19 protein-coding genes are annotated in these 25,765 nt (G+C 42.3%); 6 read left to right on the top strand and 13 right to left on the bottom strand.

The genetic code is table 11. From position 1 onward, the window contains the following. Positions 1-94 precede the first annotated feature (94 nt). Positions 95-571 (top strand): ankyrin repeat domain-containing protein, encoded by a 477-nt coding sequence (locus GO009_RS04410; RefSeq protein WP_163625002.1) that lies wholly within the window; start codon positions 95-97, stop codon positions 569-571. After that, complete coding sequence (locus GO009_RS04405) at positions 572-1,348, top strand: amidohydrolase (protein ID WP_163625001.1); 777 nt, start codon at positions 572-574, stop codon at positions 1,346-1,348. Here GO009_RS04405 and GO009_RS04400 read toward each other — a convergent pair. Then, positions 1,332-2,930 carry an Ig-like domain-containing protein gene (locus GO009_RS04400; RefSeq protein WP_306770388.1) on the bottom strand — a complete coding sequence of 533 codons (1,599 nt, stop codon included), beginning with the start codon at positions 2,928-2,930 and terminating at the stop codon, positions 1,332-1,334. The two genes, GO009_RS04405 and GO009_RS04400, sit on opposite strands and share 17 nt — an antisense overlap. Positions 2,931-3,016: 86 nt before the next feature. Then, positions 3,017-3,712, bottom strand: coding sequence for a ComF family protein (locus GO009_RS04395; RefSeq protein ID WP_239057383.1), 696 nt, complete (start codon positions 3,710-3,712; stop codon positions 3,017-3,019). 49 nt (positions 3,713-3,761) lie between these two features. Here GO009_RS04395 and GO009_RS04390 point away from each other — a divergent pair, with 49 nt between their 5' ends. Together GO009_RS04390 and GO009_RS04385 are read left to right on the top strand one after the other, a co-directional pair. Then, on the top strand, positions 3,762-4,658 hold the full coding sequence (locus GO009_RS04390; RefSeq protein WP_163624998.1) for a hypothetical protein: 897 nt from the start codon (positions 3,762-3,764) through the stop codon (positions 4,656-4,658). Between the two features lie 36 nt (positions 4,659-4,694). Next, on the top strand, positions 4,695-6,236 hold the full coding sequence (locus tag GO009_RS04385; protein ID WP_163624997.1) for a glycine--tRNA ligase: 1,542 nt from the start codon (positions 4,695-4,697) through the stop codon (positions 6,234-6,236). Between the two features lie 3 nt (positions 6,237-6,239). On the opposite strand, the gene GO009_RS04380 is transcribed toward GO009_RS04385, so the two are convergent. The 4 genes from GO009_RS04380 to GO009_RS04365 all read right to left on the bottom strand — a co-directional run bounded on the left by GO009_RS04380 (position 6,240) and on the right by GO009_RS04365 (position 11,177). After that, entirely contained in the window at positions 6,240-7,907 is a 1,668-nt protein-coding gene (locus tag GO009_RS04380) for a formate--tetrahydrofolate ligase (RefSeq protein WP_163624996.1), read from the bottom strand. 131 nt (positions 7,908-8,038) lie between these two features. Further along, positions 8,039-8,542: a GyrI-like domain-containing protein gene (locus tag GO009_RS04375; RefSeq protein ID WP_163624995.1), complete on the bottom strand. Its 504-nt coding sequence runs from the start codon at positions 8,540-8,542 to the stop codon at positions 8,039-8,041. A 9-nt stretch (positions 8,543-8,551) separates the two neighbouring features. Further along, positions 8,552-10,618: a TonB-dependent receptor gene (locus GO009_RS04370; RefSeq protein ID WP_163624994.1), complete on the bottom strand. Its 2,067-nt coding sequence runs from the start codon at positions 10,616-10,618 to the stop codon at positions 8,552-8,554. Beyond that, the gene (locus tag GO009_RS04365; protein ID WP_163624993.1) at positions 10,608-11,177 is read right to left on the bottom strand and encodes a cysteine hydrolase family protein; all 570 of its coding nucleotides are present in this window, start codon (positions 11,175-11,177) and stop codon (positions 10,608-10,610) included. Before GO009_RS04365 ends, GO009_RS04370 begins: the two co-directional genes overlap by 11 nt. Before the next feature lie 136 nt (positions 11,178-11,313). Between GO009_RS04365 and GO009_RS04360 the strand changes: the two genes are divergently transcribed. Then, positions 11,314-12,078: an exodeoxyribonuclease III gene (locus GO009_RS04360; RefSeq protein ID WP_163624992.1), complete on the top strand. Its 765-nt coding sequence runs from the start codon at positions 11,314-11,316 to the stop codon at positions 12,076-12,078. 59 nt (positions 12,079-12,137) lie between these two features. Further along, on the top strand, positions 12,138-13,178 hold the full coding sequence (locus GO009_RS04355) for an aldo/keto reductase (RefSeq protein WP_163624991.1): 1,041 nt from the start codon (positions 12,138-12,140) through the stop codon (positions 13,176-13,178). A 1-nt stretch (position 13,179) separates the two neighbouring features. On the opposite strand, the gene GO009_RS04350 is transcribed toward GO009_RS04355, so the two are convergent. From GO009_RS04350 to GO009_RS04320, 7 genes are all read right to left on the bottom strand, one after another. Next, positions 13,180-15,336 (bottom strand): PQQ-binding-like beta-propeller repeat protein, encoded by a 2,157-nt coding sequence (locus GO009_RS04350; RefSeq protein WP_163624990.1) that lies wholly within the window; start codon positions 15,334-15,336, stop codon positions 13,180-13,182. 50 nt (positions 15,337-15,386) lie between these two features. Further along, positions 15,387-16,745 (bottom strand): DNA repair protein RadA, encoded by a 1,359-nt coding sequence (gene radA, locus GO009_RS04345; RefSeq protein WP_163624989.1) that lies wholly within the window; start codon positions 16,743-16,745, stop codon positions 15,387-15,389. Between the two features lie 161 nt (positions 16,746-16,906). Then, positions 16,907-17,185, bottom strand: coding sequence for a F0F1 ATP synthase subunit epsilon (locus tag GO009_RS04340; RefSeq protein ID WP_163624988.1), 279 nt, complete (start codon positions 17,183-17,185; stop codon positions 16,907-16,909). A gap of 110 nt (positions 17,186-17,295) precedes the next feature. Further along, positions 17,296-18,804, bottom strand: a complete 1,509-nt coding sequence (gene atpD, locus GO009_RS04335) for a F0F1 ATP synthase subunit beta (RefSeq protein WP_163624987.1) — start codon at positions 18,802-18,804, stop codon at positions 17,296-17,298. A 161-nt stretch (positions 18,805-18,965) separates the two neighbouring features. Continuing rightward, positions 18,966-21,770 (bottom strand): TonB-dependent receptor, encoded by a 2,805-nt coding sequence (locus GO009_RS04330; protein WP_163624986.1) that lies wholly within the window; start codon positions 21,768-21,770, stop codon positions 18,966-18,968. A 207-nt stretch (positions 21,771-21,977) separates the two neighbouring features. After that, entirely contained in the window at positions 21,978-23,825 is a 1,848-nt protein-coding gene (gene glmS, locus GO009_RS04325) for a glutamine--fructose-6-phosphate transaminase (isomerizing) (RefSeq protein ID WP_163624985.1), read from the bottom strand. Between the two features lie 126 nt (positions 23,826-23,951). Then, entirely contained in the window at positions 23,952-25,760 is a 1,809-nt protein-coding gene (locus GO009_RS04320; protein ID WP_163624984.1) for a DUF4270 domain-containing protein, read from the bottom strand. Positions 25,761-25,765 lie beyond the last annotated feature (5 nt).

Raw genomic sequence — 25,765 nt, 5'->3', positions numbered from 1 at the left:
TCCGAAACAAATAATAGAAAAAGAAAATCAGTACCAACAAAAACTGCCGTAGCTAAAAAGGTTATGGCAGTTTTTTATAACTTTCTGCATAACAATGAACAACAAGGAAGAACTCTTTAACCAAATACGAAACGGTAATTTAGAAGCCGTACAGAACCTGATACGGAAGAAACCTGATTTTTTGGAAGCTAAAGATCAAAGAGGCTCTACACCACTTATATTGGCCGCTTATTATGGGCACGAGGACATAGTTGATTTTTTGTTGGATAAAGGTACCCAAGTGAATGCTTTGGACAGTTCTGGAAATTCAGCTCTTATGGGTGTATGTTTCAAAGGGTTTACAAGCATTGCCGAAAAATTAATAAAAGCTGGAGCTAACATCAGCCAAAAAAACGCTATGGGGGCAACTTGCCTTATTTATGCCGTAACATTTAACCGCAAAAGTATAGCAGAACTTCTTTTAAAGCATGGGGCAAATACCACCGTAAAAGACGCCAAGGGGAAAACAGCTATGGACCTTGTTTTGGAACAAGGAAATAGCGAAATGGAAGAAATTTTAAAAAAATACTAGATGTCTACAACTTTGAACATTGCCTTAATTCAGTCCAATTTATACTGGGAAGACCCAGCAAAAAACAGGAAAATGTTCGAGGAAAAGATTGATACCATTCCCGATTATGTGGATTTGATCGTACTGCCAGAAATGTTCACGACCGGTTTTACGATGGACCCACAAAGCATTGATGCTTTTGAAGGAAATAAAACGGTGGAATGGATGCAAAGTGTGGCCAAATCAAAAAATAAGGCACTTATTGGCAGCATTGTTTTTCAGGAAAATGGAAATTTCTTCAACCGGTTGTTTTTTGTTTCACCAGAGGGCGTACTTGAGGTTTATGATAAAAAGCACACGTTCACATTGGCCGGTGAGGATAAAGTGTACAAAGCAGGCAACAAAAAGCTCATTTTCGAATATAAAGGATTCGAAATTTGCCCCATGATCTGTTATGATCTTCGGTTTCCCGTTTGGTCCAGAAATACCGAAGATTACGATGTATTGATTTATGTGGCCAATTGGCCCAAGAAAAGGATTAACGCTTGGGACACATTGTTAAAAGCTAGAGCCATTGAAAACATGGCCTATTGTATTGGTGTTAACCGTATAGGAACGGATGGAGTGGATTTTGAATACAATGGACATTCCGCCGTATATGATGTGCTCGGGGAACCTTTGGCCTATTCTGAAGAAGAAGAGATATTATATGCTACATTGGATAAAGAACACATACTAACCACAAGAAAAAAATTAAGGTTCTTGGAAGATCGAGATAGTTTTAATTTGATAGGATAAAGGTTTCTTCCTTTTCCCAGTTGGCCCTGATCTCAATAACGCCGGGATAATAACTTATTTCTTCGGGCTGTCTTTTTTCAAGAAAGCTACCAGTATCCAACTTACCGTTTCCGTTTTTATCCAATATAACGCGGGCTACATAGTTGCCCGGATTCAAATGGTTGAATTCGAAGAATTGTGGCTCAGCAGCAATAATCTCTCGCTGTACTTCTCCTTTTTCGTTGGTCAACTGCACGATTACAGGATAGGTGACATCGCCTCCCAAAATCATTTTTAGATTGCCATAATCAGCATAACTGCCTGTAGATAAATTGTAGGCCAACGTATCGTTCTGAATTCCAAAGAGATCGGTAATGGCCCCAGGCAAAAACGAAAAAGTATATTTCTGGTTCGGCTCCACCTCAAAATCAAAATCAATTTTGTTGTTCAAACTGTCCAACGCATAGGAGTACGATGCGGGAATGGAATCACTGACTTTTAGCGAAATATGGTTGGTGTCCAATGTTGCAATAGGCGTATTGGCCAAAATACTGAAGGTATCCTCAAAATTAAATTTTCCGCTAACAGAAGTAGACAATTTTAAAGAATCCATGGGCAAATCCCGCATTTTTACTGTAAAAGTGTCGATAATCTGAACTTTATCATTCCTGACCGTGAATATAATGGAATCCAAATCGGTTGGGGTCATCCAATAATTTAGGGTGTCCTTGTCCCTTTCTTTCAATATTTTGGTTTTAACCGAGTCGGGCAACAATGTCTGGGATTCAATGACCATATCCCTGTAATCCCCCTGATACCCGAATATAATTTTGTTATTGGCTACCAAACTTGGTACCGAAGGCTTATAATTTGGCTGCTCCCTAAATATATTTAATAAGTAAATGGAATCCGTCGGAATTGTAATCGTGTCGGCTATAAAACCGATTTTATCTTGCCCTTGATCGAACATGTTGTTCTTGTTCACATCCTTTAAGCCAAACAAGGCATATTTACCACCTTTTAGGTTCCTCAATTCAAAAAAGGGAACGCTATCGCCTGTGTTTGTAATATACAACGGTGGGTTCTTGTAAATGGTGGAATCAGTATAGGTACTGTCCATTTCGTAAAGCATTACGCTAATAAACTCGTCCGCTTTTCTGTTAACGGCATCTTTTACAGCACCGGATAAGGATAGGGAGTCCAAATAATCTCCAGTAGAGAATACGTAGCTCAAAAAGCTATTGGGATTCCCCTCATTGTTATCCACAATACTTTGCCCAAAATTTATGGTGTAGGTAGTGTTTTCTCTAAGCGTGTCTTTTATAACAACCTCAATATACTTGCTTGGAGCTCCCATTGGAGTTATAGTGGCGGGGTTTTTAAACGGTGGGGAAACCACCAATTGGTTCTGTACGTCCTCCAACTTGATCAGCTCATCAAAATAGAGCCGTATTTTCTTTGCTTTGAAATTAATGGTGAAGTTTTCTGGTTCGCTACGTACCAGTTTTGGGGGTGTAATATCCTTTGGGCCGCCGCTTGGGGAACCTCGTTTGGCACATTGCCACATAGCAAGGGCCATAAAGGCGAAAAAAAGAAATCCCAACAATTTTTTAAAATACACCATGCCTAAAACCAATGAGGGACAAAGAAACAACTAATTTGAAAAATGGGACAACGCATTAATAAAATTTAACCCTCTGGCACCATGGCCATACTCAATACAGAAACCTCTATGTTTTTTTGTTGGAGAAGTGTTTGTGCACACGATTCAATGGTTGCCCCGGTAGTGATGACATCGTCCACCAAAAGCACATGCTTAAATTTTCCGCTGTTTGATGCATTGAGGTCAAATGCATCTTTGGAGCTCTCCCAGCGACTTTGTCGGCCTTTTTTGGTCTGGGTTTTTATGTTCTTCACTTTTATCAACCAATCATCACAATACTCAGCACCTAAATTTTCCGCAATTGTACGCGCAAATAAAGCTACTTGATTATAGCCCCGTTTTTTTAATTTTTTTGGGTGTAAAGGAACTGGGACTACTGCATCAATATGGCCGAGTTCACCACTTTCTTTTAATTGGGCACCGCACCAATCTCCAAAAAAGCCTCCAATTTGTTCTTGGTTTTTGTATTTGAGCCAGTGCAATAAATTTTTTATCAGGCCATTTTTGGAGAAAAAAACGAACGAGGCAGCTTTTTTTATGGGAATTCTACCATAAAATATACGGTCCACCGCATTTTCTTCCAGGAAGTTATAATCGGTGAGTGGCACATCATGCCGACAAACTGCACACAGAATACGCTCTTCCCTAAATAATTGGGCATTACATCCAAAACATACCCTTGGCAATAGGATGTTGTTAATCTCGTTTATTATCTTAGCCAACCTTTTTGGTGTCAAATCTTATACATTTTTAGAGTAGTCTGTCAACCCCATGAACTCCCAAGATAACAATTTCAACTACAAAATTATTTTTGCTGCCATGGCCGCGGTAATTGTGGGGATTCTTATTGCCTTTTATTACAGCTATGCACAATCCAAAAACCAAATGATTTATTTGGAGGAGGAAAAATCACTTTTGGTAAAGGATTTAACATTGATGAGGGCAGAGGTTGACCGTTTATCGGGATTAAATGAGGTAAACGAAATCGAGTTGCAAACCTCCCGTTTTAGGGTGCAACAACTTTTGGACTCCGTCGGCAGATTAAACTTCAGCATTACCAAATTAAAGGAAACCAGAAAGGAACTTCGTAAATTGGAGTTACGTTTTGACAGCCTGAAGCTCAAAAACAACTTTCTTAGGTACAATAATAGTTTACTGGCCAGTAAGTATAATGAAACCTTAAAGCAGTTGGAAGAACTAAGGGGCAGGGCCAGCAATATGCAACAAACAGAATCTTTGCTTCGCGAGACCAATAAGGAACTTGCCAAGGAACTCAAAATTAAAAGCTATTTAAAGCTACAAGATGCTGAAGGCAGTGGTTTTAGGTTAAGGGCGGGCAGACCCATAAAAACCAATAAGGCATCTGTGATCGAAAAATTGAGAGGATGCGTTACCATATTGAGCGACCCTAACACCAAAGGGGACATAAAAGTGCTATACCTCCAGTTTTTGGACCCGAATATGGCCATTATCGAGGATAACGCCAATACAATTTCGGTTAGCGGGAATACATACAGCAAAAAGGTAGAAATTGTGTATACCGGAAAGGAAATCAGCATTTGTGATGCCATTACCGTACCCGAAGGGTCGTTGGCAGAGGGAATTTATACCCTAAATATCTTTGAGGATGAAAGATTGTTGGCTTCCACTGAATTTCAGCTGAAATAACATACTTCTTTTTGGGTAAAATTCTATTTTTGCCCAATGGCAAATCAGGAAGACATTTTTAAGAAGGTTATCTCACACGCAAAGGAGTACGGTTATGTATTTCAATCCAGTGAGATTTATGATGGACTCAGCGCAGTTTACGACTATGGTCAGAACGGTGCCGAGCTAAAAAAGAACATTCGCGAATATTGGTGGAAGGCCATGGTGCAGCTCAATGAGAACATTGTGGGCATCGATGCCGCCATATTTATGCATCCCACCACTTGGAAGGCTTCTGGCCATGTGGACGCTTTCAATGACCCATTGATAGACAACAAGGATTCCAAAAAAAGGTATCGTGCCGATGTTTTGATCGAGGATTATGTAGCCAAAATCGAAGCCAAAATCGAAAAAGAAGTCAAAAAAGCTGAAAAACGCTTTGGAGATAGCTTTGATAAGGAGCAATTTTTAGCGACCAATAATAGGGTACTAGGTTATCAAGAGAAAGCCGATTCCATTCTTAAGAGAATGGGTCAGTCTTTGGAAAAAGAAGATTTGGCTGATGTAAAAGCTTTAATTGAAGAGTTGGAAATCGCCTGTCCACTTTCAGGATCTAAGAATTGGACTGATGTAAAGCAGTTCAACCTCATGTTCGGCACCAAACTTGGAGCTTCCGCCGATAGTGCCATGGACCTCTACCTTCGTCCCGAAACTGCACAAGGTATATTCGTCAACTTTTTGAACGTACAAAAAACTGGACGAATGAAGATTCCGTTTGGGATTGCCCAAACAGGAAAAGCCTTCCGTAACGAAATTGTGGCCCGTCAGTTTATTTTCCGTATGAGGGAATTTGAACAGATGGAGATGCAATTTTTTATAAAACCAGGCACCCAATTGGAGTGGTACGAAGCGTGGAAAGAGAAACGGATGAAATGGCACCTTTCTTTGGGAATGGGAGCCGACAACTACCGTTTCCATGACCACGAAAAATTGGCGCACTATGCCGATGCAGCTTCAGATATCGAGTTTAGGTTCCCGTTTGGGTTCAAAGAACTGGAGGGAATCCATTCCCGTACCGATTTTGATTTGGGTAAGCATGAGGAATACTCAGGCAAGAAACTTCAATATTTCGACCACGAAGAGAACAAGAGCTATACCCCTTATGTGTTGGAAACCTCTATAGGACTTGATCGTATGTTCTTGGCCGTATTCTCCAATGCATTGCAAGAGGAGGAGCTCGAAAATGGCTCTACACGTACCGTACTTAAAATTCCGGCTGTGCTCGCACCCAACAAAGTGGCCGTTTTGCCATTGTTAAAGAGGGACGGACTGCCAGAAGTTGCCCAAAAATTGGTGGATGAACTCAAATGGGATTTCAATGTGGATTATGATGAAAAAGATGCCGTAGGGCGCCGTTACCGCCGTCAAGATGCGGCAGGAACACCTTTCTGCGTTACGGTGGACCATCAAACATTGGAAGACGATACAGTTACTATTAGACATAGGGATACCATGGACCAAAAACGTGTGAAGCTTTCAGAGGTAAAGGATATCATCTCCAAAGAAGTGGATATGCGTTATTGGTTACAGAAAATCTAAGGTTTAGAACAAGCCTGTAATTTCTCCGTCATCGTTAATGTCGATACCTTCGGATGATGGATGTGTTGGCAACCCGGGCATACGCATAATGTTGCCTGTTATCGGAATAAGGAAGCCTGCCCCAACAGCAATTTCGATCTCTCGCACGGTAATGATAAAATCTTTGGGCCTGCCCAATAATTTAGGATTGTCCGATAATGACTTTTGGGTCTTGGCAATGCAAACGGGCAGTTGATCTAAACCAAGGTCTGCGATTTTTCTTAAATCAGCTTTGGCCTTGACGGTGTAATCCACGTATTCCGCACCGTAAATTTCAGTGGCAATGGTCGCTATTTTATCTTTTACATTGGATTTCCAATCATAAAGTGGTTGGAAATCGGAGGTTTTGGATTCCACAATCTCAATTACGGATTTAGCCAATTCTTCTGCGCCATCACCACCCTTCTCCCAAACATTGGCAATGGCTACTCGAACACCTTTAGATACCGCAAATGCCTTGATTACCGCAATTTCTTCATCCGTGTCTGAAACAAATTTATTGATGGCAATTACGGGAACAACGTTAAATTTAGCGATGTTTTCCAAATGCTTCTCCAAATTGGGAAGCCCTTTTTTTAAGGCTTCCACATTGGGTTCTGTCAACGATTTTAAATCTGCGCCTCCATGGTATTTTAATGCCCGAATAGTTGTGGTGAGCACAACGGCCTTAGGCTTTAAACCAGCACTTTGGCATTTAATGTCGAAGAATTTTTCGGCCCCTAAGTCAAATCCAAATCCAGCTTCCGTAACGGTGTAATCAGAATGGGACATCCCCATTAAAGTCGCGATTACCGAATTGGTTCCCTGGGCTATATTGGCAAAAGGCCCTCCGTGAATAATGGCTGGGTTTCCCTCAATGGTCTGTACCAGATTGGGTTTTATGGCATCCTTCAACAAGGCGGCCATAGCGCCTTCGGCCTTCAAATTTTTGGCATAGATAGGTTTTTTGTCAAAAGTATACCCCACAAAAATGTTGCCCAATCGCTTTTTTAGGTCGCTTAAGCTCTCGGCCAAACACAGAATGGCCATAATCTCCGAAGCAGCCGTGATATCAAAACCTGTTTCTCTGGGTACGCCAGATGTAGTGCCGCCCAATCCTACAATAATGTGACGAAGAGAACGGTCGTTCATGTCCATTACCCGTTTCCAACCAATGGTTCTCGGATCCAATCGCAAAGAATTGGTTTTATTCTGAATATTGTTGTCAATAATGGCCGATAAGAGGTTGTGCGCCTTTTCAATGGCGGCAAAATCGCCCGTAAAGTGTAGGTTGATGTCCTCCATGGGCAACACTTGGGAATAACCACCACCAGTGGCACCTCCTTTAATTCCAAAAACGGGACCTAGCGATGGCTCTCGCAATACCACGGTTGTTTTTTTTCCCAAACGGTTCAGTCCTTCCGAAAGGCCTATGGACATGGTAGTTTTTCCCTCGCCAGCTGGGGTCGGGGAAATGGCTGACACCAAAATTAAATTACTGTTTTTAGCTTTATCTCGGTTAATGGCCTTAAGAGGAAGTTTGGCCTTGTATTTCCCGAACATTTCAATGTGCTCTGGGTCGATTCCAAATTTTTCTGCAATGGAGGATATGTGTTTCAATTGAACACCTTTGGCGATTTGTAAATCGTTCATAGTCTTTATTTTATATGTAAAGGAATTATAAACCTCCCCAAAGTTCGATACACAAGGTACTATAATCAAGCGAGTAAAACTATGACATTTGTAGGTTCGTGAGGATTATTATACTCTTTCGGTTCAACGGATCAATAGAGCTCACTTCTTTTTTGTTTATTCTTAATGGGCACCCAAAACTCCTCTTCGGATTCGGGGTGCTCTCCTTTGTATTTATCGCCCATTAGTGCAAAGTACGGCCTGCTGTCCATTTCATATTCCGAATTGGGCAGCCATTCGGCATATATACGCTTGAAGGTTTCTATGGCCTGGCTTGGTTTTCCTTTGTATTGAAAAACTGCATATAGGCCTTTGGGCAATGTTAGGCTTTCCATTTCGTCGGGAATTTGTTCAAAATCGGATACGGCAATGGCGGCCCATTTTTCAAATGCCCGGTTAGGGTCAAATTTTTTAAAAAAGTACGTGTCGGGATAAATTTCTACCGAATAAAGGTCATTATTAATGGAGTTTTTGACTTCTCTTTTCCTTGGTGAAAAGCTACGCCAAAGATCAAAAGTTTTATCATCGGCGAAAGATGTACTCAGTTTTTTACCAATTAATTTAGTAGGAGGTAGGGTTTCTATTTTTGGTGTCATTGATCAAATTTAAAAGACATAATTTAATTGCATACCTCCAAAATAATTGCGTGCATTGCCCGGATAAAAATATCTGGGCTGTGCGCCTCCAAAACCAACCGCATTGATCAATACGGATTGGGCATAATTGCTGTCAAAAATATTGTTGATCCCCGCATTAATACCTAAACTGATATGCGACGAAAGTGAGGTGCGGAAGCCCAACTTGGCATGGAACACGTTAAAGGAATCGCTGCTTATGGAATTGGCATCCGTTAAGGGAATTTCGTCCACATACTGATGGGTCAAGTTAAGCAGCAACCCGTTTGAATGCCTTAAATCGATACCCGAACTTAACCGATGTTTTGGCACGCCAGTGAGCGGATTGCCCGAATAATCGTTGTCCCCATCCACAAAATCCACAAAACTATGATCGTTCAGAGTATAGCTTAAATATGGGGAAAAGGTAACCGACCGCAATAGTTTTCCTCGGTATTGCAAGTCCAGTTCCAACCCTTGGTGACGGGTTTTTCCGGCATTTCTGCCAATATATTGGTCCTCTCCCACACGTTGGGCCACCAACAGGTTTTTCACGTTCATTCGGTACAGGCTGATGTTAGCCAAAAGCCTTTTATCAAATAGCGATAACTCACTTCCAAGTTCATAGTTTGTTCCTGTTTCTTGGGCAATGTCAGGATTGATGACTCCTTCTGGAGTGAGTGTTTCTTCCAAACTGGGATTGGAAAAGCCCCTACTTATGTTCGCATAGATTTTTGCGTTTTTTAATTGGTAGTTGAGCCCAAGATTTGGGAGCAAAATCACATCAAAATCACGTTCTGCTGAAGCGTTGGCCTCTCCCTGGTCGAACAAGTCCCTAAAATCGTAATGGGTCTTGTTCAAGTTGAGGCCCAATTGAGCGGAAAATTTTGTCGTTAAAGGATAGGTAAGCGTCCCAAAAAGGTTGAACTGCCGCCTAAACTCTGTATTGTCGCTTAGTTGACTCCCTTGCAAGCTGCCATTGCCATTGTTTTCTTCATAAAGGTTTTCAAAAGTGCCCCAATGGTATTCATCCTTATAAAATTCACCACCAAAGGTGAATTGTGCATTGCCCCAATTGCCGCCAAAACGGCTCCGAATACCGAATCCGTTGGTAAACTCATCCAAAATATCGAAAGGTCTAGGTTCGTAATGGTCCAAGTAAGTATAGAAAACACTTGTGGTATTTTGGAGATGTTCGGAAAACTGATAAGTATGCGACAGGCCCGTTAAAATATAGCTGTTGGCCTCAAAGCCCTGCGATTCCAACCAGTTTGATGGTGCCCTCGTAGGGTCTTCCTCAAAATCTGTTTGATTAATGGAACTCGGAATATGCGCTGTATAATCAATATAGTTTACCAAAATAGCCATACTGCTTTTTTGCCCGGTTTGGAACTGGGTGTTCAGCAGTAAACCATCACGCTGGAACTGACTGTTCTGTCTATAACCATCCGTTTCCAAGTGATTGTAACTCAAACTGAGGTTAAAACCGTCTTCCGAATGGGAAAATGTCAAGTTGTCTTTCAACATATTGTAAGATCCCATCGCGAACGAATTAATGAGTTGGGTCTTGTCTTTAACGGATGCTTTGGTGTCCAGTAAAATGGCACCGCCCAAATTGGAACCATAGGCAGTGGCTTTTGGGCCTTTTATAACCTCTACGGCACCTAAATTCTCATAATCGTAGGCCTCGATGGTGGAGGAGCCAGTGCCATTGGTAACGGGAATACCGTTAAAGTACATGCGTAGCTTGTTGGTTCCGTAGGGTGTTCTTGCACCGATGCCGCGGATAGTAATTCGGTTGGTGTTGATGGCTCCCGATAGAATATAAACACCCGAAATCTGATTGATGGCCGAAGGGATGTCCGTGGGATTGAAACGCTCAAAAGCCTGACCTGCAATCTTGGACGAAGATGTAATTCCCGTAGCTTTTTTTGGAATGGCATCTTGGGTAAGGACGACTTCATCCAATTGTGTTATGGAGTCTTTTTGGGTGTCTTGTGCCAATACTTGAAGTGTGGAAAGGAGCACAAAAAGCTGGGGGAGTGCTTTAAATTTCATTTAATGATTTATCTAGTTCGTTTAGTAATGTTTCAGTGTTCTTGATTGTTGCAAATTCATCTTTTAAGTTGGCCAATTCCGAATGAAAAATGATCTCTGCACTATATTTTTTTCCATCAAACCCAATTTTATCAAAGGCAGCAGTGGCATCAGAAACCAAAATAACATTAAAACCAAGGTTTGAGGCCATCCTAACCGAAGTGGAAATACAATGCTCAATGGTGAGTCCTGCAATCACCAAGTCAGTAATATCTTGAGCTTTTAGACTTATTTCCAATTCAGTACCAATAAAAGCATTGTTCACGGTTTTTTCAAACACAGGCTCGTTGATCATTGGTTGCACCGCGGGGTGGAATTCGTTTCCCATTTTATTGGGGTGTAAAGGAGAACTAAGGTTGGTCGAATTGTGCTTTATATGAAAAATGGGCAAATGTTTTTTTCTGAAGTGTTTGAGTAGTCTGCCACAATTTTCTTCAGCTTCGGGATTGTTCCGCTCCGTACCATAAAATGTTGTTTCTTGGAGCCCAAGTTGGGTGTCGATTAGAACAAGTGTGGTCATGAGGATGAATTTTGATCTAAAAATACGGGAAAACATCAAGAAAGCAGGTGTTGATTCTTTCCATCGATACATCCATTGGTAAATTCAATTTTAGGGAGCCGTTCACAATAGCTATTTTTGAACAAATTTGATTATAATGAAGATTGCATCATACAATGTTAACGGAATCCGGGCAGCAATGAACAAAGGGTTTGTGGAGTGGTTGACATCCGTTGGTCCAGATGTGGTTTGTTTACAAGAGACCAAGGCCATGAAAGAGCAAGTGGATACACATCTTTTTGAGGAAGCAGGTTACCCTTACCACTACTGGTTCAGTGCCCAAAAAAAGGGATACAGCGGTGTGGCCTTACTATGTAAAAACGAACCGGATAACGTAGAATTCGGAACGGGAATAGATTATATGGATCATGAAGGGAGAAACATCCGTGCCGATTTTGGAGATCTTTCCGTGATGAGCATGTATTTGCCATCCGGCACCAATATGGATCGTTTGGATTTTAAATTGACCTACATGGCCGATTTTCAAAAATATTCGGAAGAGCTTCGAAAAGAACGCCCCAACCTAATTGTTTGTGGGGATTACAATATCTGTCATGAGGCAATAGACATCCACGATCCCGTTCGCAACAAAAATGTATCGGGATTTTTGCCCGTGGAGCGGGAATGGATAGGCAATTTTATGGAAAGTGGTTTTATTGATAGTTTCAGACACTTCAACAAAGAACCAGATAATTATACCTGGTGGAGTTACCGGGCCAATGCCAGGGCAAACAATAAAGGCTGGCGTTTGGATTATGGAATGGTTGCCGAACCCTTGGAAAATAGGCTCAAGCGTTCAGTGATTTTGTCCGAAGCCAAGCACAGCGACCATTGCCCCATTTTATTGGAAGTTGAAAAATAACATTGGCGTAAAGACCGAAGTTTTTGTTTGAGTACCTTTAACTGTCCTAAACTAAAAAGATGAAATACACCAGAATTCCACATACCGATATCCGAATATCCAAAATTTGTTTGGGAACCATGACCTGGGGCCGCCAAAACAATGAAGATGAGGCGTATGAACAGATGAACTACGCCTTGGGCCAAGGTGTAAATTTTTTTGATACGGCCGAGCTGTACCCGGTTCCGGCAAAGAAAGAACTGTACGCAGTAACCGAAGAATTTATAGGGAACTGGTTCAAAAAAACAGGCAACCGGGACAAAGTGGTACTTGCATCTAAAATAGCGGGGCCTGGACACGCTGCGAAGCACATTTGCAACACGGGGTTCAGCAAGGAATCCATTATCAGTGCGGTTGAAGGCAGCTTAAAACGTTTACAAACCGATTATATTGACTTGTACCAACTCCATTGGCCAGAGCGGAACACCAATTATTTTGGACAACGTGGCTACAATGCCCATGCGGTTGATGTATGGGATGATAATATCCATCAAGTATTGGAAACATTGCGCGATTTGATTGCCGAAGGCAAAATCCGACAAGTAGGATTGTCCAATGAAACCCCTTGGGGAACCATGCGCTATTTAGAAGAAAGCAAAGTACACCAATCCTTGCCAAGGATGATGACCATACAAAATCCGTACAATCTTTTGAACCGATTGTTTGAAGTTGGCCTTTCCGAGGTTTCCATGCGCGAGCAGATTGGACTTTTGGCGTATTCTCCGATGGCATTTGGGGTGTTGAGCGGAAAATACCTGACCGAAATTCCCCCAAGAAAAGCAAGGGTGACTTTGTTTCCGAATTACAACAGATATAGTGGCGATACAGCTGTACAGGCTACTGAGAAGTATGCTCAATTGGCCAGTGAACACGGTTTGAGCATGGCGCAAATGGCCTTGGCCTTTGTTAATACCAGACCATTCCTTACCAGTAACATTATTGGTGCAACCAGTATGGAACAACTCAAGGAAAATATTGCCAGTATTGATGTAGACCTTTCCGATGCGGTGTTGGACGGGATTGAAGAAATCCATAGAGAAATTCCAAATCCCGCACCATAAATTATTCTAAAGCATAAGCACGGTATTCATCACCCGAAGGGGTACCCATTTTGCCTCCTCCACAGGAAATCACGACGTATTGTTTGCCATCAACTTGATAGGTGATGGGTGTGGCATACCCCCCAGCAGGAAGTTGATCTTCCCAGAGTTGTTTGCCCGACTTCATGCTGAATGCACGGATTTTTTCATCTTTTGTAGCCGCAATAAAGAGCACCCCACCTTTGGTGATGACAGGACCGCCATAGTTTTCAAGTCCAGAAACGGGAACATTGGGGTCGTCCAAACTTTCTTCATGCCCCAAAGGTACCGACCACAGATATTCCCCTGAATTAAGGTCGATGGCATTCAAGGTGCCCCATGGAGGTTTTACCACAGGATAACCCCTATCGTCCTTAAATCTGGCAAAACTGGCCACGGAATAGGGAACATCCACTGTTAACTTTTCTACCCTATGGTCTTTGGCTTCTTCCATACCCATAACAAACTCGGTAATTGCATTGGTTTCCTCCTCGGAAAGATTGGGCATGCCCGGCATGGCACCGCGACCTTTTTGGATAATGGTTTTTATGGAATCGGATTTCAACCGCAACTTCACATTTTGGAGTTCAGGAATTCCGTTTAAACCCTGTAAATTGCCACCATGGCATCTGGCACAGTGAATTTGTGCCAAACTTTGCCCCACGCTGGAACCTTCTCCATCACTACCAACTTCTTTCATTTTAATGATCCAAGCCATTTCATTGGCGTTAACGTACATAACACCACTGCGAGGATCAAGTGCTGCTCCGCCCCATTCGGCGCCACCGTCCGCACCTGGGAATAAGATTACTCCCGTAGTATCCATAGGTATAAATTGCCCTTGCGATGTAATGGAGTTGAATTTTTCCAACACGGTTGGATTGTCCTTGGTTTCATTCCCTTGAACCAAATCATCAACAAAAGCAGTTCTGTCCGGTGCATATAAATCGTCTTCTGTCAAAATTTGACGGGCAAAAGGAGCTGGTTTTAAGGGTAGAGGCTGGGTCTCAAATGTTTTTTCACCAAGGAGTGTGGAACTTGGATAGGCCTTTTCCTCGATAGGGAAGAGAGGCTCCCCAGTTATTCGGTTGAACACAAATATGTGCCCACTTTTGGTTACTTGTGCTACCGCAGGAATGGTTTGTCCGTCCCTAACAATATCCACCAAGTTGGGCGGTGCGGGCAAGTCTCTGTCCCAAATATCGTGGTGTACCATTTGAAAATGCCAAATGCGTTCCCCAGTAGTGGCATTTAGTGCCAACAGGGAATTGGCAAACAGGTTGGATCCTTCGCGGTCGCCACCATACCAGTCAAAAGCGGCCGAACCCGTAGGAATATAAACAATGCCCTGCTCCTTGTCCAAGGCCATGCCTGGCCAGCTGTTGGCACCGCCAACTTTTTTATAGGCTTCGGCAGGCCAGGTGTTGTAACCGAATTCTCCTGGTTGGGGAATGGTGTGGAAAGTCCATAAAATTTCACCTGTGAGTACATCGTATGCCCGTATGTGCCCTGGTGAAGAGCCGGGTCCTTCACCCACACGAGTACCTTGAATAAGTATGTTTTGAAAAACGGTTCCAGGGGTATTGGACACTACGGACAACCTATTGGGGTCTCTGCCCAAGCCATCCCGGAGGTCAATGCTGCCGTTGTTGCCAAAATCGGCAATGGGCTTGCCTGTTTCAATATTGATGGCGTACAGTTTTGGTCCTGAAGAGAAAAAAATACGGCTCGGGGCCGTCCCATCGGACTTCCAATAATTTAATCCACGGTTGAGCCCTAAACCTGATTCATCCTTTGTTTTTGGCGAAAATTTCCAGATTTCTGTTCCTGTTTTTGCGTTGATTGCGAACAACTCAATGGCGGCATTTACCCCATAAAGTACATCTTCTACCATTAAGGGGCTAGTCTGTATCTGTGTTGTTCTTCCTTCTTTCAGTCCTCCGCTTTTATAGCTCCAAGCGAGTTTTAATTGATTTACATTGGAGGCATTGATTTGATCAAGATTGGAAAAATGCGTTCGTTCGGGGTCTCCCAAATAATGTTCCCAAGTGGTGAAATAGGTTTTGTTGGCCTTATTTGAATCTGGATTGGAGCAAGAAACCAAAAAAGCTATTGGAAGAAAAAGAAAATATCTTTTCATGTGCAGTTTGAATGTTCTCTAAATATAGAAAGAAACCTACAATTACTGGTTTACCCAAATAAATGGGCGACGACATCTTCAATCTTGGATACTTTTTGTACCTGTATCCCTGTCTTTTTTAGGCCGATTTTGTTGTTTTTGGAGACAAATATGGTAGAGAAACCTAATTTTTCCGCTTCAAGAATGCGTTGGTCCACCCGTTGCACGGGTCTAATTTCACCAGCTAGTCCTACTTCAGCTGCAAAACAAGTACCTTTTTCAATGGGAATATCGGAGTTACTGGATAAAATAGCGGCCATTACGGCCAAATCAATGGCTGGGTCGTCCACGGAGATTCCACCGGTAATATTTAAAAAAACATCCTTAGCTGCTAGTTTAAAACCCGCTCGCTTCTCCAAAACGGCTAAAAGCATGTTCAACCTTTTGGCATTGAAACCTGTTGCGGATCGTTGCGGCGTTCCGTAAACAGCGGTGCTCACCAAAGCCTGAATTTCAATAAGCAAAGGTCGCATACCTTCAACAGTTGCCGCAATGGCAGTGCCGCTGAGGTCTTCCTCATTTTTGGAAATCAATACTTCGGATGGGTTGTTCACTTCACGCAAACCGCTTCCCTGCATTTCGTAAATACCGAGTTCGGCTGTGGAACCAAATCGGTTTTTGAGGGAACGAAGGATACGATACACGTAATTGCGATCACCTTCAAACTGAAGAACGGTATCCACCATGTGTTCCAGAATCTTGGGGCCTGCAATGGTGCCATCCTTGGTAATGTGCCCTACCAAAATAACGGGGGTGTGACTTTCCTTCGCAAATTTGATGAGTTCGGCAGTACTTTCTCGGATTTGTGAAATGCTTCCAGCTGCGGATTCGATATAATCGGTGTGGAGGGTTTGGATGGAGTCAATAATAACCAAATCGGGTTCAATGGTCGATATCTGCTGAAAAATGTTCTGGGTTTTGGTTTCGGTAAGGATGTAGCAATTTTCGCTGTTGGGTTGAATGCGGTCGGCTCGCATTTTTATTTGCCGTTGACTTTCTTCCCCTGAAACATATAGAATTTTGTAGGGCAGTTTTAATGCAATTTGAAGTAACAAGGTACTTTTTCCAATACCTGGTTCTCCTCCCAGTAAAGTAAGCGAACCCGGTACCAATCCACCTCCCAAAACACGATTGAACTCTTGGTCCAAGGTATCCAGTCGGAGTTCTTTTTCTTGTGTAATTTCGGAAACACGTAGGGGTTTGTTGGCTTGTTTGGCAGTTTTGTTGGTCTTCCAACTTTTTTTGTCTTCTTTTTGGACCACTTCTTCCACAATGGTGTTCCACTCCTTGCAAGAGGAACATTGCCCAATCCATTTTGGGAATTGGGTCCCACAGTTTTGACAAAAAAATGCTGTTTTTGTTTTGGCCATTAAAAATAAATGAGATGTCTAAGATATGGATTTTTGGATCTTATCCGATTTGTACAAGTTAACCCAAACTACCTGACTTTATAGCAACAAAAAATCCTGTGAAGCTAGCTTCACAGGATTAAATCTATCAACCTATTTTAGGTTAATCAAGAATTCATTTTTTAATCGGCCAGAACGATTACTTTATTGTCTTTCATTTCAACAGTACCGCTTGAGATTGCCAAAACAGTTTCTCCATTTTTTCCTTTGGAAAACTTATCGGCAAAGGCTTCATCTATAGTGATGTTGCCCTTTACTTTTACGCTTCCCTTTTGCAACAAAGAAACAACAGGTGCGTGGTTCTCCAGCATTTGGAACTCACCATTTATACCAGGAACGGTAACCGCGGTTACTTCGCCTGAGAATAAGGTGGCTTCGGGTGATACTATTTCTAAATACATATTTTCTTTTGTCATTCCCGTGGAAACGGGAATCTTTTAAACTTTGACTAAATTTCCAATGAGATTCCTGCTTTCCCTTCGACTCCGCTCAGGGTCCCGCAGGAATGACATTATGCTTCCGCCAACATTTTCTCTCCGGCCTCGATAGCTTCCTCGATGGTTCCTTTAAGGTTGAATGCAGATTCTGGCAGGTGATCTAGTTTGCCATCCATAATCATGTTGAATCCTTTGATGGTCTCTTTAATATCAACCAACACCCCAGGAATACCGGTAAACTGTTCTGCTACGTGGAATGGCTGTGACAAGAAGCGTTGTACACGTCTTGCCCTACCTACGGCCAACTTATCTTCTTCAGAAAGCTCTTCCATACCCAAGATGGCGATAATATCCTGAAGCTCTTTGTAGCGTTGCAATAACTCTTTTACACGTTGTGCACAATCGTAATGCTCTTTACCCAAAATTTCAGGGGTCAAAATCCTGGAAGTGGAATCCAAAGGATCCACAGCTGGATAAATACCCAACTCGGCAATTTTACGGGAAAGTACGGTAGTTGCATCCAAGTGAGCAAATGTTGTCGCTGGTGCAGGGTCCGTCAAGTCATCCGCAGGAACGTAAACCGCCTGTACCGATGTAATGGAACCTCTTTTTGTTGATGTAATCCTTTCCTGCATGGCACCCATTTCTGTTGCCAATGTTGGTTGGTAACCCACCGCAGAAGGCATACGACCCAATAGTGCGGACACCTCGGAACCTGCCTGTGTAAAACGGAAAATGTTATCCACAAAGAAAAGAACGTCTTTTCCTTGACCTTCTCCTGATCCATCACGGAAATATTCTGCAATGGTCAATCCGGACAATGCCACACGGGCACGTGCTCCTGGTGGTTCGTTCATCTGACCGAACACGAAGGTAGCCTTGGATTCCTTCATTGCTTTTTTATCTACTTTGGACAAATCCCATCCTCCTTCTTCCATGGAGTGCAAGAAATCGTCACCATATTTTATAATACCGGATTCCAACATCTCACGAAGCAAATCGTTTCCTTCACGAGTACGCTCTCCAACACCTGCGAACACGGACAAACCTCCGTGACCTTTTGCAATGTTGTTGATCAACTCCTGAATCAAAACGGTTTTACCAACCCCGGCACCACCAAACAATCCAATTTTACCACCCTTTGCATAAGGTTCGATAAGGTCGATTACTTTAATACCTGTAAAAAGTACTTCTGTAGAAGTAGAAAGGTCTTCAAATTTTGGTGCTTCACGGTGAATTGGAAGTCCGTTGTCTCCAGTTTTAGGCAGTTCTTCCAAACCATCGATGGCATCGCCGATCACATTGAAAAGACGTCCGTAAACATCTTCGCCAATTGGCATTTGAATTGGATTTCCGGTAGCTACTACCTCTACACCTCTGCTCAAACCATCGGTAGAGTCCATAGAGATGGTTCTTACGGTATTCTCACCAATGTGTGATTGTACTTCGAGAACCAATCTTGAGCCATCAGCTTTTGCTATTTCAAGGGAGTCATAAATTCTTGGGATTTCTACCCCTGATTCAAACTCAACATCAATGACCGGGCCTATAATTTGGGCAACCTTACCTGTTACTTTAGACATTAGTATGTTTATTTATAATTGAATACGCGGAAAATGACCGCTATTTTTTCGGCTGCAAAGATATGCTTTTACATTTTTATTCAGAAACCGATTTCAGTTTTTTTTAAAGAAAAAAGGCGTTGGAAAACCCAACGCCCTTAGTTTTGCTTGTTATCTGTTGTTTAAGGGTTTATGCTCCAAGACAAATAGTATATGGAACCGATAAATCCTGTACCGATTGCCGTGTAGTATTCATCACCCAACAGATTGGATCCCCCCAGTTTGAAAACTGATTTGATGGATGGAACCGAATAGTTGATCTGGGCATCCAACACAGTGTATGCTGGAATATTGCCATCGGCAAACGAAGCTTCCCAGTAATAGCTGTCGCTCCAACGGTAGTTAACGTTAAAACCAAAGTTTTTGAAGAGTGCCGCATTCCCGAAAGATGCTTTTACCTTGTGTTTTGGTGTATTGAAATTTGTCCTAAGGTCCGGGTACTTTCCTTCATCAATATCCAATTCGGCGAATGTGTAGTTAACCCCTAGATTAAAGTTTCCAAGTTTGGTATCTACACCAACGGTACCTCCGTAGGAATTGATGTCTTCCTTAGAATTTGTATAGGTTTGGTATGCTTGAAAATCTCCATTCTGAAGTGCCGACAATGACAAGCTTCCATCGCCCACTGTACCATAAAGAGGCACAATGGTAACTTCATTTCCTATGAAATTGGAATAACTGTTATAGTATCCACTCAAATCAATGGTAAACCTTCCCAATTGGGCTCTATATCCAGCCTCGTAAGCAATGATTTCCTCTGGCTGAACAAGACTAGGACTGGCCTTTTGCAAAACCGAAGGGTCTCCAGTTGCCTGAAACTGACCAATCGATCTCTGCGTAAAAGCATTTTCATAGGCAGATCGTCCCGTAATCTCAACGGTTGCAGGCTGGCCATCTTCTTGTCCCTCTTCGCTTACACCAATAGTTCTCACATCCCTGTCCAAGTTTGATGGTGCGGAACCTACCAAAATAGCACGTCCTGCATTTAAACCAATAAACAAGTCCTGTGTTGTTGGATTTCTAAACCCTTGCTGTACTGAAACCCTAAGGTTATGGTTTCTTTCTTCTCCCAAGGTGTAGGCAAAGGAAACTCTTGGTGAAAGAAATCCATCAAAAAATTCATTTTTATCATAACGGGCAGAACCTGTAAATTTTAAACGGTCATCCAAAAATTTCTTCTGTACTTGAAGGTAGGCTCCGTACTCGTTGTATTTGATGGGACCATCAATATCTGTAAAAATGGTTCCATTGGAATTCAACTCATATTCCCTGAACGAACCTCCGATTTGAATATCGGCCCAATCATCTATCAGGTGGGCAATATTGTAATTACCGTTTACGTGACGGAATTTGGTTTTATCAATGAACTTTGCCCCTGTGGTTAAGTCCCCATCATTGATAACCTTATTGAATGCACTTTCAAAAGCTGGTGTCCCAGGAATCAATCTTCCTTCATCTGCATAAGCTCTTGCCGCGGCATGTGCTTGTACAGATGCATCCTCACGGGAAGTTCCTTGCTGAACAAGTCCTAAAAAGGTTGGTATATATCTTCCAGCATAATCCCCGAACCAAGATCTTTCGGTAGGGTCATCTGGGTTTGGGGCATCCCGTTTCCATAATCTATTCACATTGATGGCCGCGAAACGGGTGTCGTAGGCATCGCCCGAGTTTTCGGAAACAATGTATCCCCTTAAAAAGAAGTTGTCGTTTTTGATTTCCAACTTGTGCTGCTGCATGGTAAACCCACTTACAGCATACCGGTTAGCTCCTTGATAAATGGTGGTACCGCGACCAATTCTACTGTTAAGAATCACTTCCAAATCATCGGCAAACGGCCTGTAATGCAATGCAAAATCCGCTTTTACACTTTCCGCACCATAGTCGGCCAAATCGGCTTCATCATACCCTGTTCTGGAAACCAGTGCGGATCCAACAGTTCCTGATGGTAAACCAGCAGCAGCGTCAAAGTCCAATATTGTAGAAACTTCATCACCGTACACATTTAATCCGTCGTAGGCTGGATTGGAACGGTCTGCTCCGGGATTGTTCAAATCCGCTCTGCTGTTGGCATGCCAATCCTCACCGGTCAGAACCGATAGGTTTGCCTTAACGGCTACTTTATCGCTGAATGCGTGGGCCGCACGCACGCCAAAATCTTTATAAAAATTGCTTCCCGCAGCGTCTTGGGTGGTTACCCCGCCTTTGGCGTAGGCACTGATCCCTTGAAAATCGAAGGGGCTTTTACTTCTCATAAATAGGATACCGTTAAAGGCACCTGCACCATATAGTGCGGAAGAGGCTCCTGGAAGAATTTCTACACTCTGCACATCTAACTCGGACATACCCACAAGGTTACCCAGTACAAAATTAAGCCCGGGCGCGGTATTGTCCATGCCATCCACCAATTGCAAGAATCTGTTATTGGCAAAAGTTGCAAAACCTCTGGTATTGACGGATTGGAACGTTAAACTGTTTGTATTAATGTCCACTCCCTTCAAGTTTTGAAGACCTCCATAAAAGGATTCTGCCGTAGTGTTTTTAATTTCTCTAAGACCAAATCTTTCAACGGATACGGGAGACTCAAAAATACGTTCCGGTGTTCTTGATGCAGAAATCACAATTTCATCCAACATGGTGTTGGCTTCCGAAAGTGTGATGGTAAGTGTCTGGTTGTTTGAAGTGACATTGGCTGTAAAATCCGAGAAACCTATACTGGAAAATTGAAGCTGAAAAGGGGGGGCTTCATCAGTATTAAAGGTAAAATTTCCATCAAAGTCCGTAGTGGTTCCTTCCGCTTTCCCTACCAAGACCACATTGGCTCCCGGTATGGGATCGTTATTTTCATCAACTACCTTTCCCTGTACGGTGGTCTGACCATAAGTTGCCAAACCCAACAGCATTAGGGAAAGAAACATAAGTTTTTTCATTTGCTATGGATTAGAGTTAATTTAGTTATTGTGCATGTTAAGTATCAATCGGGAAGATACATTTTTTTTTATTTCGATTATACAAATTTGAAAAAAATTATGCATGCATAATACTTTTTTGGCAAAAAATCCTGTTCAAATATATGTTTTCAACAAAAAAGGTGCTGAAAACAGCACCTTTTTTGTTTGATCTTATGTTTTTACTTTCTATTCTACCGTAACGGATTTAGCCAAATTTCTTGGCTGATCTACATTACAACCTCTCATTACAGCGATATGGTATGAAAGCAATTGTAAGGGGATTGTTGTAAGTAACGGAGAAAGGCCTTCGGAAGTTTCCGGAACCTCGATTACGTGGTCCGCCAATTCTTTTACGGTTTCGTCACCTTCTGTTACTATGGCGATGATTCGCCCTTTTCTGGATTTTATTTCCTGGATATTGCTTACTACTTTTTCGTAGTGGCCTTTTTTGGTGGCAATTACTACAACTGGCATTTGCTCATCGATCAAAGCAATGGGTCCATGCTTCATCTCTGCAGCGGGATAGCCTTCTGCATGGATATAACTAATCTCTTTCAATTTCAGTGCGCCTTCCAATGCAACTGGGAAATTATACCCCCTACCTAAATATAAGCAGTTAGACGAATCTTTATAGATTTCCGATATTTCTTCTACTAGCGTATTCGACAATAATGCCTTTTCCACTTTAGCCGGTACAGCTTCCAATTCTGCCAAGTATTCATGGTACTTGGATTGAGAGAGGGTTCCTTTTCCTTGCGCCAATTTCAAGGCAATCAGGGTCAATACCGTAATCTGAGTTGTAAATGCCTTGGTGGATGCCACCCCAATTTCAGGTCCTGCGTGGGTATATGCTCCTGCATGAGTTTCCCTAGCAATGGAGGACCCCACAACATTACACACACCGAATACGAAAGCTCCTTTTTCTTTTGCCAGCTTAATGGCCGCCAAAGTATCTGCTGTTTCTCCTGATTGAGAAATGGCTATGAGCACATCATTTTCGGTAATTACCGGGTTACGGTACCTGAATTCCGAGGCATATTCCACCTCAACAGGTATCCTGGCCATGTCCTCAAAAATATATTCTGCTACCAAACCAGCGTGCCACGAAGTACCGCAGGCTACGATGATGATTCTGTTGGCGTTGAGGAGTTTTTCCAGGTTCTGATCGATGCCGGACATTTTAATGATGCCCTTATCGGCCAACAAACGACCCCTATAGGTATCCAATATAGCTTTGGGCTGCTCATAAATTTCTTTGAGCATAAAGTGGTCGTACCCGCCCTTTTCTATTTCTTCCAGGTTGAGCTGTAGTTCTAAAATGTTTGGATAGGCAATGGAATCATCCTTTATTTTACGTAGTTTGATTTCCTTGCCAATCCTTACAATGGCCATTTCCTCGTCTTCAAGGTAAACGGCGTTGTTGGTAAATTCTATAAACGGTGAGGCATCCGAGGCAATAAAGTATTCGTTTTCCCCAATCCCAATGGCAAGCGGGCTACCAAGTTTGGCTACCACGATTTCATCGGGCTTGTTTTTATCAAAAACAGCGATGGCATAAGCCCCTACAACTTGGTTCAATGCAATTTGAACTGCGTGCCCCAGTTTTACCCCTTCTTTTTTCTTGACTTCTTCAATTAGGTTGATAAGTACTTCGGTATCTGTATCCGATTGAAAAGTGTACCCTCTTTTTATAAGTGCCTGTTTGATGGACTCGTAGTTTTCTATGATTCCATTGTGAATGATTACCAAATCACCTGAATTGGAGTAATGGGGGTGCGAATTTACATCGTTTGGAACTCCATGGGTCGCCCACCTTGTATGCCCCAAGCCCAACTTTCCTTTAGTGGGAATAGAAGCTTCGGCCTTGTTTTTTAAATCTTCAACTTTGCCTTTTGTTTTGGCAAGATGGATGTTCTCTCCATCGAACAAGGTAACTCCGGCACTATCGTACCCTCTATATTCCAGCCTTTGAAGACCTTTTATTATAACTGGATAGGCATTTCTATGACCAATGTAACCAACTATTCCACACATAAGATTTTTTTTTAGTTAATAACCATTTGGGGGTTGGTCATCAAATTTAAAAGGTATACGTTAAAATATGCAGTTCTGGTTGTTTAAAACGATAAACGCCCAAAAAACTACGATAAATTCGTGCTTTTAATTGGCTTCGGTGTAGTGAATTTCCAATTTAAGTTTCTTACTTTCCTCTCCATCGGAAACATTGCTCCCATATAAAACCGTACCCAAAGGACTTATGGCTGCCGCAACAGGGTAATCAATTCCCTGCATATCGCTGCCAATCGCTTCTTGAACACCTATAATGTTAATATTAGGGGTCAAAGTCAACCCTAATTTGGCGTTTGCAGAATCGCGGACGATAATATTATTGATGTGCTCCGTAATACGGATCTTATATTTTATGCCCCGGTCGTTTTCTTTTTCCAAAAGACCATCGTGATTTAGAAAGTACCTTAACGGATTTGAACCGGAATTAATTGTTGGGTCTTCATTAGATGCATCAAATAGGGGTCGATTGGTTTCTGCATTGTACAAATAAAGCCTCGGTGGCTCTACAACCGATTCGCCCAACGTTTCACGATCCACATAGAATACCAAATTGGCTTCGTTGATTACCCAATTGTTCTGCTTGATCTGGTTAATGATGTTTGACCCTCCGTTTTCCACTTCTTCAAATAAGCGTACCTCAGCAAGTGTGGCACCGCCTTTTACATATATTCTAGAAGCATTCTCTCCACTGTTCATGGCATTCGCTACTTCTGGTGGCAACATTTCGTTCTCAAAAACATTTACGGCATTTCCAGTAACGCCTGTTTGGGAACTCACAAGAAAGTTTAATACAAAATCCTTTTCGGATGTTACTTCTTCCTCTGTTTCGGAGTCATAATCATCGTACGTATAAGTAATGGTAATATTTGCTTCGGACAAATCCAGCAAGAACATTAACTGCTCCATATCGGTTCCCGATAAATGTACTCCCCGTAGGAAATTTTTAAAATTGGAACTGCTCAATAGCTCGGACTGACCTTCTTTGTCCAAGATATTTTGTTGGAAAAACTCCTTGTTTAGCTCTACACGGATACCAGGATTGAGCTTCGTATCTACTTGTGTGGATTCATCAACATCTTCGGTGTCCGGATCATCCTCCTTATAATCAACAATAATTTCTTCTTTATCAACGGTTACCTCTCCACTGAATAAGGTTTCCCCTATAAAGCTGGAAAAATCCTGATTGGAATAATATTCCTGTGCCTGTTGAAAATTAGAATTTGGATCCAAGTCCCGAAGAAAGTAGTTCGACCTTGACACAACTAAATTAAAAGTCCTGTTTTCATTGCTATAGCCATAAATACTGTCCAAATCGAATTTCTTTGGATAATTGTTTGACACAAAATTATCCTCAGTTCCATCCTCATCGGGGTCATAGGGGTTTGAACCTTGGACCCGCTCTTGGTTATCGGTTACCCCGTCACCGTCCCAATCGGAATTGGGGTCGTCAACGTCATCATCGCTTTTTTCCAACTCATCGGGAACTCCATCTCCGTCCGAATCGGGAGAAGGGGCCGTTTGAAAAGGTATGTACAAATAGACCTCCTTTACGGTTTCGTTCTCTTGATCGTTATCCGCTTCATCCTCTTTTGCTTGGGAAATATCGCCAAATGTCGGCGATGTTGTTGCCAATTGGAGCTGCGAAATAATGCTCGCCTTTCTCTGTCCATATATAGGGTCATTAAAGGTGCCCAATTGGTACAATGGCAGTTTATTGGTCTGTACCGCAGTAATGCCTTTGTTGTAGGCAAACACATCGTACTCGACTTTACCGGTTGTAAAAGGCTCTCCTGCAATAACACCTTCACCTATGGTGTCCAATTCGTCTTCACAAGAGGCAATTAGTAAAAACAAAGTTCCAAACAGTGCCGAAACTTTGATAATCTTGGAAAATCTCATTAAAT

Source organism: Allomuricauda sp. TY007 (genome assembly GCF_010468565.1).
In the GTDB taxonomy this organism is placed as follows: Bacteria; Bacteroidota; Bacteroidia; order Flavobacteriales; family Flavobacteriaceae; genus Flagellimonas.
Note: the sequence above shows the minus strand (reverse complement) of the source record. Positions and strands in the feature narration are given on the sequence as shown.

Coding starts and splice junctions, on each gene's coding strand:
- GO009_RS04370 (WP_163624994.1), bottom strand. CDS start 10,618: ATGAAATTTAAAGCACTCCCCCAGCTTTTTGTGCTCCTTTCCACACTT.
- GO009_RS04410 (WP_163625002.1), top strand. CDS start 95: ATGAACAACAAGGAAGAACTCTTTAACCAAATACGAAACGGTAATTTA.
- GO009_RS04375 (WP_163624995.1), bottom strand. CDS start 8,542: ATGACACCAAAAATAGAAACCCTACCTCCTACTAAATTAATTGGTAAA.
- GO009_RS04360 (WP_163624992.1), top strand. CDS start 11,314: ATGAAGATTGCATCATACAATGTTAACGGAATCCGGGCAGCAATGAAC.
- GO009_RS04380 (WP_163624996.1), bottom strand. CDS start 7,907: ATGAACGATTTACAAATCGCCAAAGGTGTTCAATTGAAACACATATCC.
- GO009_RS04340 (WP_163624988.1), bottom strand. CDS start 17,185: ATGTATTTAGAAATAGTATCACCCGAAGCCACCTTATTCTCAGGCGAA.
- GO009_RS04355 (WP_163624991.1), top strand. CDS start 12,138: ATGAAATACACCAGAATTCCACATACCGATATCCGAATATCCAAAATT.
- GO009_RS04320 (WP_163624984.1), bottom strand. CDS start 25,760: ATGAGATTTTCCAAGATTATCAAAGTTTCGGCACTGTTTGGAACTTTG.
- radA (WP_163624989.1), bottom strand. CDS start 16,745: ATGGCCAAAACAAAAACAGCATTTTTTTGTCAAAACTGTGGGACCCAA.
- GO009_RS04390 (WP_163624998.1), top strand. CDS start 3,762: ATGAACTCCCAAGATAACAATTTCAACTACAAAATTATTTTTGCTGCC.
- GO009_RS04330 (WP_163624986.1), bottom strand. CDS start 21,770: ATGAAAAAACTTATGTTTCTTTCCCTAATGCTGTTGGGTTTGGCAACT.
- GO009_RS04365 (WP_163624993.1), bottom strand. CDS start 11,177: ATGACCACACTTGTTCTAATCGACACCCAACTTGGGCTCCAAGAAACA.
- GO009_RS04350 (WP_163624990.1), bottom strand. CDS start 15,336: ATGAAAAGATATTTTCTTTTTCTTCCAATAGCTTTTTTGGTTTCTTGC.
- glmS (WP_163624985.1), bottom strand. CDS start 23,825: ATGTGTGGAATAGTTGGTTACATTGGTCATAGAAATGCCTATCCAGTT.
- GO009_RS04405 (WP_163625001.1), top strand. CDS start 572: ATGTCTACAACTTTGAACATTGCCTTAATTCAGTCCAATTTATACTGG.
- atpD (WP_163624987.1), bottom strand. CDS start 18,804: ATGTCTAAAGTAACAGGTAAGGTTGCCCAAATTATAGGCCCGGTCATT.
- GO009_RS04385 (WP_163624997.1), top strand. CDS start 4,695: ATGGCAAATCAGGAAGACATTTTTAAGAAGGTTATCTCACACGCAAAG.